The organism is Deinococcus malanensis (genome assembly GCF_014647655.1).
Classification (GTDB): Bacteria; Deinococcota; Deinococci; order Deinococcales; family Deinococcaceae; genus Deinococcus; species Deinococcus malanensis.
In genome coordinates, this window is the sequence record NZ_BMPP01000019.1 from 1 (window position 1) to 9,005 (window position 9,005).

At 64.4% G+C, this 9,005-nt stretch carries 11 protein-coding genes; 6 read left to right on the top strand and 5 right to left on the bottom strand.

The window, feature by feature from the left end; genetic code table 11:
• Positions 1 to 827 (bottom strand): flavin monoamine oxidase family protein (locus tag IEY49_RS17715; protein ID WP_189011203.1); only part of this gene is annotated, 827 nt, incomplete at its 3' end.
• A gap of 143 nt (positions 828 to 970) precedes the next feature.
• Between IEY49_RS17715 and IEY49_RS21740 the strand changes: the two genes are divergently transcribed.
• On the top strand, positions 971 to 1,096 hold the full coding sequence (locus tag IEY49_RS21740) for a hypothetical protein (protein WP_268239093.1): 126 nt from the start codon (positions 971 to 973) through the stop codon (positions 1,094 to 1,096).
• 370 nt (positions 1,097 to 1,466) lie between these two features.
• Here the strand turns inward: IEY49_RS21740 and IEY49_RS17720 are convergent, their stop codons facing one another.
• Both IEY49_RS17720 and IEY49_RS17725 read right to left on the bottom strand, forming a co-directional pair.
• Positions 1,467 to 2,189 (bottom strand): hypothetical protein, encoded by a 723-nt coding sequence (locus IEY49_RS17720; protein WP_229780894.1) that lies wholly within the window; start codon positions 2,187 to 2,189, stop codon positions 1,467 to 1,469.
• Positions 2,190 to 2,378: 189 nt separating this feature from the next.
• Positions 2,379 to 4,271 (bottom strand): PAS domain-containing sensor histidine kinase, encoded by a 1,893-nt coding sequence (locus IEY49_RS17725; protein ID WP_189011206.1) that lies wholly within the window; start codon positions 4,269 to 4,271, stop codon positions 2,379 to 2,381.
• 465 nt (positions 4,272 to 4,736) lie between these two features.
• Between IEY49_RS17725 and IEY49_RS17730 the strand changes: the two genes are divergently transcribed.
• Both IEY49_RS17730 and IEY49_RS17735 read left to right on the top strand, forming a co-directional pair.
• Entirely contained in the window at positions 4,737 to 5,024 is a 288-nt protein-coding gene (locus IEY49_RS17730; protein WP_189011207.1) for a hypothetical protein, read from the top strand.
• Positions 5,021 to 5,752, top strand: a complete 732-nt coding sequence (locus tag IEY49_RS17735) for a PIG-L deacetylase family protein (RefSeq protein ID WP_189011208.1) — start codon at positions 5,021 to 5,023, stop codon at positions 5,750 to 5,752. The genes IEY49_RS17730 and IEY49_RS17735 overlap by 4 nt, the downstream gene beginning before the upstream one ends.
• Before the next feature lie 143 nt (positions 5,753 to 5,895).
• Here IEY49_RS17735 and IEY49_RS17740 read toward each other — a convergent pair whose 3' ends face one another.
• Both IEY49_RS17740 and IEY49_RS17745 read right to left on the bottom strand, forming a co-directional pair.
• The gene (locus tag IEY49_RS17740) at positions 5,896 to 6,543 is read right to left on the bottom strand and encodes a chloramphenicol phosphotransferase CPT family protein (protein ID WP_189011209.1); all 648 of its coding nucleotides are present in this window, start codon (positions 6,541 to 6,543) and stop codon (positions 5,896 to 5,898) included.
• A gap of 97 nt (positions 6,544 to 6,640) precedes the next feature.
• Complete coding sequence (locus tag IEY49_RS17745) at positions 6,641 to 6,832, bottom strand: hypothetical protein (RefSeq protein ID WP_189011210.1); 192 nt, start codon at positions 6,830 to 6,832, stop codon at positions 6,641 to 6,643.
• A 110-nt stretch (positions 6,833 to 6,942) separates the two neighbouring features.
• On the opposite strand from IEY49_RS17745, the gene IEY49_RS17750 reads away from it, so the two are divergent.
• The 3 genes from IEY49_RS17750 to IEY49_RS17760 form a co-directional block, all read left to right on the top strand.
• Complete coding sequence (locus tag IEY49_RS17750; protein ID WP_189011211.1) at positions 6,943 to 7,182, top strand: AfsR/SARP family transcriptional regulator; 240 nt, start codon at positions 6,943 to 6,945, stop codon at positions 7,180 to 7,182.
• 227 nt (positions 7,183 to 7,409) lie between these two features.
• Entirely contained in the window at positions 7,410 to 8,213 is an 804-nt protein-coding gene (locus tag IEY49_RS17755) for a GNAT family N-acetyltransferase (RefSeq protein WP_189011212.1), read from the top strand.
• A partial coding sequence (locus tag IEY49_RS17760) for a hypothetical protein (protein WP_189011214.1) occupies positions 8,210 to 9,005 on the top strand: 796 nt, incomplete at its 3' end. The genes IEY49_RS17755 and IEY49_RS17760, both read left to right, overlap by 4 nt.

Sequence of the window (9,005 nt, forward strand, 5' to 3'; positions counted from 1 at the left end):
ATCACCAGGTGCTGCCGTTCCTGCCGAGGAGCGCGGCGCACCTCCGCATGCGCGGTGAAGAAACCAAACAGGGCGCCCGCCCCGCCGTCCGCGGGCGAGGCGTCGTGAATTTCCTGAAGGGGCCCAGCGTAACTGATTGCAAACCCGGACAGGCCCTGCGCCCGCCAGAACGCGCGCTCGTACCGCACCACGGCTTTCATCGCGTGTCCCATCCAGGTCGGGGTGGCGCTCAGCACCTGGGTGAGCGCCGGGGGCAACTCGGGCATGAACGTGATCGTCTGTTCCGCGAGGCGAGGAGGCAACGCGACAATCACGGCCTGAGCTGGAAAGACCAGCGCGTCCCCAGCCGGCCCGGCAGCCACGACTAACACCGAGTCTCCTTGTACGTGCACACCGGTCACCTGCACACCGAATTTCACGCTGCCGGCGGGCAGCGCGTCGGCCAGGCGGGTGCTCAGTTCCTCTGCACCTTGTTCGAAGCGCAGGGCACCCGCCATGGGGGAGCGCACGGCGTGACGTTCGGTGCCCTGTGGCCCCAGGTCCAGCATCGCGTCTCCCTCTACGTACTGCTCGAAACGGGCGACGCCGAGGGTCTGGGCGAGGTGCCGGATGCGCGTCTGATGCGGCCACGACCAGGTGGCGCCCAGGTCCACGCTGGGCCCCTGATCGTCCGAGCGGGTCAGGGTTCGGCCGCCCACCCGGTCGCGGGCTTCCAGCACCACGACGCGGATACCTGACTGCGCGAGGGTGTACGCGGCGGTGAGCCCCGCAAGACCAGCCCCCACGATGATGACGTCCGCCGATTGATGAGGCGTGACGTCGGTCATGTGGAGGAAGGGTTTTGGTCCGGCCGCGTGTCTGGCGCGTTATTCGGTGGCCGAGGATGGATGCAGCCTTCAGGAACGGAAACCATGACTTCTCCTGCGGGGTGTTCAACGCAACGTTGACGGGGCTGTCTGGCGGGAACACGATGACGAGCGAACTGAGAGGCAACAGCAGCGTGACAATCTGGTTGGGGCGTTTCGTGGTCATGACTCTACCGGCGTTGCGGCAGGCTGGTCTGCACGAACTCGAAATGCAGGCAATGGATGCGTAGAGTCAGGCCCAGAGTGACTGCCTGAGGACGGTTCAATACTTGTGCTTAGAAGCCAAAGCACGAGTATTCACCGTCTTCCGCCTTGCAATGGCACGAAGATCCCCCTTCCCCGTGCTCATCTCTCCTACAACTCCAGCGGCCCCAGCACCACAGCTAGACGGTCGAAGACAGGCAGCCAAGCTACTGGCCCAGGCGCCCCACACTCAGCCACTCTTTGATGGTCTTCATCGGGAAATCTTCATTCACCGATGAACAGGGCACTCCCGGCCGATTGTTTCCGCTGCGGGACCACGCCGGCGCAGTGATCCTCATGGCCGTCGCGATCAGCAGGGAGGTGGCGGTGTGGGATAGGGACTCGCCGCACGGATGGTCAGTCATGCGCGAGCCAACGGTGCAGGTCGCCGGTAATCTCCACGGTGATCTGCGGCGTGTGAGGATCACACCACGTGTAGGCGTGCAAGGAGTACGCGCGGCCGTCATCCAGGGTGCCGCTCTCGGTGCAGCGCTGATCCGAAAGTTGGGGCTCGCCTGCGTGCAGTGGCAACGGCAGGCCGAGGCCGTCAAACACCGCCTGGCGCCAGCCGGCCCACGCGTGTGCCATCAGGCGCCGGGATGTTGACAGGTACGAGCGGAGGGGCGTGTCCTCCACATCATCCAGTCGACCACGGAGAACGTTGAACGCAAACTCGTTTCTTGTCGCCAGTGGCTCACTGAGCACCACCAGGCTGTACGGGCTGTCCAACGTTGGCCTCAGGTGAGAGAGGACGTAGCGGTACGCGAGCCAATCGGAAAAATCAGTGAGGATGATGTCGCTGTCGTGATTTTGACGCCGCAGGACGATCAGGCCGCTTCCGCCGTGATGGCCAAGCAGGTCACCCTCATGGGTATGAAACGCCCGGTAGCCGCAGCGGCCGCACAGCAGCTCCGTATGGGTGGCGTGTGTAGTCACCGAGGCTGCCTCGTCGTCGCAGGTGTCATGAGACCAGCCGGGCGTGTCGACTAGACGGGGTGTAACAGCTGGGGGACGTGCGCCGGCGCGAGCGAGTTCCTGGCGAATCAGGGTGAGGTTAGCGGTGAGGAAGTGCAGGGTCATATCGTGCATCCATCTAACACCGGGTTCGCGCCGGGCCAGATCGTTTCTTCGTTATGAGGGATTCCGGTATCCCAGTTCATGAACCTCGCTGAACCTGATAGCGGACTGGTGTAGCAGTTTGGAAACGGTCGCTTTCAATCTGCAACAGGACGGCTCCGTTGAAGCTGTCCTCCACGAGTCTCAAGCACGCTACTTGGGCAGCGTAAACGCGAAGGTCGCGCCCTCACCGGGCACCGCATCCGCCCAGACCTGCCCACCATGACGCTCCACGATGCGCCGAACATTTGCCAGGCCCACACCTGTTCCCTCGAACTCGTCTGCGCGGTGCAGCCGCTGAAACACGCCGAACAGGCGCTCCGCATACCGCGGGTCGAACCCAGCACCGTTGTCTGCAACGAACACCGCCCACGCCTGCGGGCGCTCTTCCGCCCATACGCGAATGACTGCGCGGTCCCGGCGACTGGTGTACTTCACCGCATTGGAGAGCAGATTCATCAGCATCAGTTCCAGTGTGCCGCTGTCACCTTGCACCACTGGTAAGTGCCCAATTTCCCAGATCACCTGTCGGTCGGTGTTCTCCAGGTCAAGGTCCTGCCGGACTCGGTTGACCAGCATCTGGAGATCAACGGGGCCAAGTTGAAGCGGTTGCATGGACGTCCTCGAGAGGGTCAGCAGGGCGTCGATCATGGTGTTCATGCGGGTCGCCGCGTTCTGGGCAGTAGAGACGTACCCCGCGGCCTTGTCGTTCGCTCCGGTGCTCAGGGCACGCCGGGCCAGCCCCAGAAAGCCGAACATGTGCCGGACCGGCGCACGCAGGTCGTGAGACACACTGTACGAGAACGCATCGAGCTCAACGTTCGCCCGTTCCAGCGCACGCGTCCGTTCCCGCAGCTCCTCCTGTGCAAGCCGCTGTTCGGTGACGTCCGTGAGCACTCCGACCCATTCACGGAGGAGGCCGGCGTTGTCCAGCACTGGCACCGCCCGGATCTCCATGAGACGGTACACCCCGTCGTGCCGCCGTACCCGCGCTTCGCCTTCAAACACCGCGCGAGACTGGTATGCCTGCATCCATCCCTGCGTGATGACGTCCCGGTCTTCAGGGTGCAGCGCGTCCGCCCAGCCCCACCCCAGGTGCGCCTCGACGCTTTGGCCTGTGTAAGCCCGCCAGGCGGGCTGGTCCGTATCGAACGCTCCAGTAGGGGGCACGGTCCAGACGATCTGGCTGGTTGCTTCCACCAGGGACCGGTAGCGGGTTTCGCTCACCCGGGTCAACTCATAGAGCCGCGCGCGTTCCAGCGCCTGCGCACACACCGTGGCGACGGAGGTCAGGAAGGCCCGTTCCGCATCGTCAAACGGACGTTCGCCCTCAAATCCAAGGCCCAACACGCCCGTCACGCGGTCATTGACCACCAATGGCAGAGCAGCCCCACGCCGCAACTCCGGGTCACGCAACTTCGCGAGTTCCGGGATACGCTGCGAAATCTCGTCACCGGTAAGAAACAAGGCCTCACCGGTACGGGTAGCTTCCGCCACCGGCAGGACCGAGTTCAGCGGCACCTGCGTAAACCAATCTGCCATAAGCGAGGTGAACCCGACTTGCCCCTGGCTCTGAAGGTGTGCGCCCGTCTTATCCAGACCAAGCACGACCACGGCGCGCGCACCCGTCAAAAGCGGCGCCTCATTCAACACGACCCGCGCGACCTCCTCAGGCGTCAGCACGCCCGCGAGACCCCTTGTGAGCTGATGAAGGCGCGCAGACCGCGCCTGCGCGCGCTGAATTTCGCTCAGGTTCCGGGGGTGCACCGTGAACAGCCGCGTGCCGACCGTGGGAAAGGCATGCATGGACAGCTCGCAGGGAAACACGTAGCCATCACGGTGGAGGGCGTTGACCTGGTGATCAAAGACGTACACCTCGTCTTGGCATAGGGCACTCTCCAGGTGCTGCCCGTATGCGGCGCGGTCCGGGACGGGAATGATCAGATCATTCAGCGTGCGGCCAATGGCCTCGTCGCGGGTGTACCCAAAGGTAGTCTGAGCACTGGTATACCACTCGACGACCCGCCCGTGCCGGTCAATAATCATATGAAGGCGATGCTTGCTTCCGAGACGCGATAGAAAAGCATAGGCTGATGGATTCTACGGCTTCTGGAGGCTTCACGGACGTGGCAGCATTGCTCTGCTGTCCGCAGCCCTTCAAGCATAAAGCAGCGTCATGCCTGGCCGGAGTGGCATTCACCTCTGCGTCGTCTGACGTTCGTTCCAGGGAAGACAGCCCCCTCCCCGTGCTCATCCTTTGCGCGCCCAAATCAGCCTCAGCAGCAATGCAGCGCGGTAAAGGGTCCCTTCCCCTGTCGTGACGCCTGCCTGAATGGCCGGGGCGCCCACAGCAGTGCCTCAGTACCCCACCGGACAACTCAGGCGTTTCTGAAGTCGGCATCCGTATGGAGAAATCACTGGAAGATCTGGCTCATCAGGCGGTTTATGAGAGATTTGCCGATCTCATCATTCACATCATGCATATTCTGCGGTTCCACTTACCGTAGAGGTGTGCCTGCACTCTCCCGCATCCTGATGCTCCACCTCGCCGAACGCCACCTCCTCGCCGGCCGCCATGACCAGGCCACCGTCTGGTGCCACACCGCACTCCGCACCACTCCCTTCCACCAGGACGGTCAGTCTGGGATGAGCGAGGTGGCGCTGGAAGGGGAAAGGAGGGGTGGGGTGGAGGACGAAGGGGAAGGTCAGCTCTCAGGTGCCCGCCTCCAGCCTGGAGTGCCCTTGACTCCCCTGACGTGCAGTGCGCAGATTACCGCTCACGGTACAGTGCTCGCATGAACCTCCTGGCCGTGTTCAGCCACCCTGACGACGAATGTGGCTGCGCCGCCACCCTCGCCAAACACGCCCGGCGCGGTGACCAGGTCATGATCGCCTGGACCACCTACGGCGAGATGTCCAGCCGCTTCCGGGGCGTCCCACACTCCGAAGTCAAACGCACCCGTGAAGGCTGGGCCCGCGACGTGGCCGGCCTGATCGGTGCCCAGCATCATTTCTTCGACATGGGCGACACCCGCATGCAGGGCTCGCGAGATGAAGCCCTGCAACTCGCCCGCCTCTACGCCGATTTCAGACCCGACGCCATTATTACCTGGGACGATAAAGGCGGTGGTACCTTCACACCCCACCCGGACCACCGGGCTACCGCAAAAATTGCCTACGACGCGATCGTGCTCGCCCGCCTGCCCAAAGCCCTGATGGAACACCAGGCTGACCCTGCTGAAGAACCTGAAGCGCACCGCACGCCCGTGAACTTTTATCAGTACGCCCAGTACGGCACGCCAGACCCGACCCTTCCGGTGGTCCATGTGGATGTTGCTGACACGATCGAGGTAGCGGGGCAGGTGTACGGGTACTACGCGCGGCACATGCACGGGCAGGAGAACGAGTTTCCGATGGAGCGCTTCAGGATCGGCCGGTCAGCGAACTCGCATCACACGGGCAGCATGTTCACGGAGAAATACACCGTCAAACGCATGTTCCACCCCACCATTCCCTACCTGCTCTGAGCACGGACCCGGATCAAGCGCTGCGGCAAGCGCGCCCTCGTCCGGCCTGTTCCTGGGACAGCGTCACCGCATGTCGGACTGACCTGCCTCATCAGGACGCGGGTGCTGAAGGGTGTGTCGGACGTCCGGGTGTTGCGTCCTGCTCATTTTGAATGGATGGCCTGCGCCGCAGAAAGGTTGGACGCGCCGGATGGACGCAGCGCCTGAGGTTTGCGCTCCCTGACCGCTGTGAGAATTTCCTGGGCACAGGCTTCCGGTGTGAGGGTCGAAGTGTCGAACGTCAGGTCGTACTCCACGCGCGTGCCGTCGATCAGACGCTGCACCGCCCGCGACATGCCCAGGACCTGCTTGTCCGTCCGCTGGCGCTCCCATTCCTCGGACACCGCCAGGGGAGGGTGCAGGCCCACCATCCAGGCGTCCACCCCGGAGAACACGGCCGCGCACTCGTCCACGAGCCGCTGATCCCATAGGCAGTGGTCGGCCACCACGTTAAACCCGGTATCAAGGAACGCCCTTATGGCGCGGTGTATGCCGGTGAAGAACTGATAGCCGACCGGACCGGTGCGCAGCTCATCGACATGCAGGGTTGCTCCGTCCGAGCGACCGATCCAGTGAAACCCCTGATCAGCCGGAGGCGTGAGGCCGTTGTACTTTCCGAAGATGAAGGGCCAGAAGTGATCGACTCCGGCCGCGAGCCAGGGTTCATCAGCCAGGTTCATCAGGGCGCGCTGGGTGCTGCTTTTTCCCGCGCTGGTCGTGCCATTGAGAATCACCAGTGTGCCAACGCTCATCGTGACCTCGGGTGATGGGTGTGCTGATCGTACCTGATGGCGACCGGGTGGCCCATGGCTCCTCCTGGACCACCTGCCCTGCATATCACCAAAATTCTCACAGGTCCCGTTCGGTCTGGATGCCAGGGACCGTCGTGTGGACTGCCATTGCCGAGAGCAGCGCTCCTGCTGCCCGTCCTACCAAGCGCACCCAGGACCCGCTGCGCGCAAGGTCCCGCTGAGTCGGGAGATGTTCACGAAAAGCTGGTGCTGAAGGGGTGCGGTCGCTGGACAGGGCAGTGGGGTTCATGGGGCCTCCTGAGGCAAGCAGGTGATGTCTTGGTTGTTTTCAGCATAGAAAGTCAACGCAAGAACAGCGCAAGACGCAGCTGGAGCGAAGAATCGTGTTGACAGGTGCCGGTGCTCGAACTGCGTGTGCTGGGTCCACCTGAGATTCGGGTGGACGGCGCCGTGCAGCGGGTCCGGACCCGTAAGGCCCTCGGGCTGCTGGTCTACTTGGCTGTGGAGCCGGACCTTCACGTCCGGGAGACGCTGGCGACACTGTTCTGGCCGGATTCCAGCCCAGACGTCGCGAGGGCCTCACTTCGGAATTCCCTGACGTATCTGCGCGAGTCTCTTGGAGAAGCCCCCGGCTACTGAAACGCACTCACGGGAACAGGCTGACGGTTGGCCAGGTCAAACGTGTCGCCGACTGCAAGAACATGCAGGTGCACGTCGTACAGGGACGGCGGATCGTCCGTGTGGGCTTCAGCAAGCAGGCAGACTCAACGGGGCACCCCGTCAAAGGCGTCTTGCGGTCCCTCTTGCGCTGTTGTTGCGCAGCCCTCCTACGCTGAATTCAGACATTCAGAACCCAAGGAGGAACCATGACCCGCACCCTCACCCGCCCGTCCCGGCCTGACACCGCCACCATTGAGCGCGCGTTCCGCGACTTTCCCGAACACCTGTTCCGTGACCCGGAAGTGGTCGTGGAGCATGACGACGCCCTCCTGCTCGCTGTGAGTTTCGCCCCGGCGCCGGACCTGAACCTCGTGTACGGCGGGTACACTGGCCCGAACGCGCCAGAGCGTCTGACGGCCACGCTGGCACGACTGCGGGCCTGGAACGTGCCCTTCCTGTGGTTGGTCTCCCCCGCGGCAGCTGACCAGAGCGCGGCACTCACGGCGCGGGGCCTGCCCAGGGTGGCTGACCTTCCCGTCATGACCCTCGACCTCGCCCACCTGAAACTGGCAGACGCGCGGGTGGAGGGTCTGACGCTCCGCAGGGTGACGACCGAGGAGGACTTGCGCGCCTGGGTGAGCGTGGCCGCCGAGGGGTTTCACTTCAACCAGGAAACGGCGCAGAAGCTGACCGCGCTGGCCCGGGGCCCGGTCCTCGACCCTAACTCGCGCGCCCACCTCTACCTGGGCCTGCTGCATGGCGAGCCGGTGGGCACCGCCCTGAACATTCACGGCGAGGAGATTGCGGGCGTGTGGTGTGTGAGCATCCTGGAACGGGCGCGTGGGCGCGGGATCGGGGCGGCCATGACCACCGGGCCGCTCCTAGCGGCGCGGGAGGCAGGGTATGCCTCGGCGATGCTGGGGGCGACCGAACAGGGGTTTCCGGTGTACTCACGCCTGGGCTGGGAAGTGCAGTATTCCGCGCCCATCCACCTGGGAGGCCCGGCGTGACCGGGCTGGCCCGAGGCCACCGGGATACGCAGCTGGAGTGGTCCGAAGCACCGCCTCAGGAGATGCTCGCCGCGATGCGCGCTGACCTCTACGCCCAGTTCGTGGACGGGTACGCTGCCCTGCCGCCTGATGCGCGGAGGCGCCTGGGGATCGAGCAGGTGGACTTCGGGGCTGGAGTGCTGGCCTTGGTGCGTTCACTCCCTCATCCCGCGTTCAACCTCGTCCAGGGCTTTGGCGTCACGTCTCCCGTCACCCAGGCGGATCTGGACGCCCTGCTGGGAGCGGTGGAACGGTCGAGACCGCCCGCCTGGGGTCTGCCCCTCGACCCCCGCACCCGCCCGGTGGACCTGGGAATCATGCTGGAGGCGCGTGGTCTGCGCGAAGTGTTCCGGGAGGTGGCGCTGTATGCTCCGGCCTCCGCGGCTCGTCAGGCGCTGGCCTCCTCCACACGCGCTTTCCCCGAAGTGTCGCGGGTCGGGCCGGACCACGCCGTGGACGTCGCGACGTTCATCACGGGACAATTTGGCCTGCCGAGTGAGATGACGGAACTGCTCCAACTCGGGCTCTCGCACATGGGCTGGATGGGCTACTTCGTGCCTGGGGAGGTCGGGGTGAGCAGCGCCGGGTTCCTCACCGTGGGTGGGCGCGCCGCCCTGCTGCACACGGCCGCCACCCGGCCGGACAGTCGGGGCCAGGGTGGACAGAGCGCACTGATTCTGCGGCGCCTCCAGGAGGGCCTCGCCCAGGGATGTGAGCACTTCCTGGTGGACGTGGAGGCCGGGCAGGACAATC

Coding starts and splice junctions, on each gene's coding strand:
- IEY49_RS21740 (WP_268239093.1), top strand. CDS start 971: ATGACGAGCGAACTGAGAGGCAACAGCAGCGTGACAATCTGGTTGGGG.
- IEY49_RS17720 (WP_229780894.1), bottom strand. CDS start 2,189: ATGACCCTGCACTTCCTCACCGCTAACCTCACCCTGATTCGCCAGGAA.
- IEY49_RS17725 (WP_189011206.1), bottom strand. CDS start 4,271: ATGATTATTGACCGGCACGGGCGGGTCGTCGAGTGGTATACCAGTGCT.
- IEY49_RS17735 (WP_189011208.1), top strand. CDS start 5,021: ATGAACCTCCTGGCCGTGTTCAGCCACCCTGACGACGAATGTGGCTGC.
- IEY49_RS17740 (WP_189011209.1), bottom strand. CDS start 6,543: ATGAGCGTTGGCACACTGGTGATTCTCAATGGCACGACCAGCGCGGGA.
- IEY49_RS17745 (WP_189011210.1), bottom strand. CDS start 6,832: ATGAACCCCACTGCCCTGTCCAGCGACCGCACCCCTTCAGCACCAGCT.
- IEY49_RS17755 (WP_189011212.1), top strand. CDS start 7,410: ATGACCCGCACCCTCACCCGCCCGTCCCGGCCTGACACCGCCACCATT.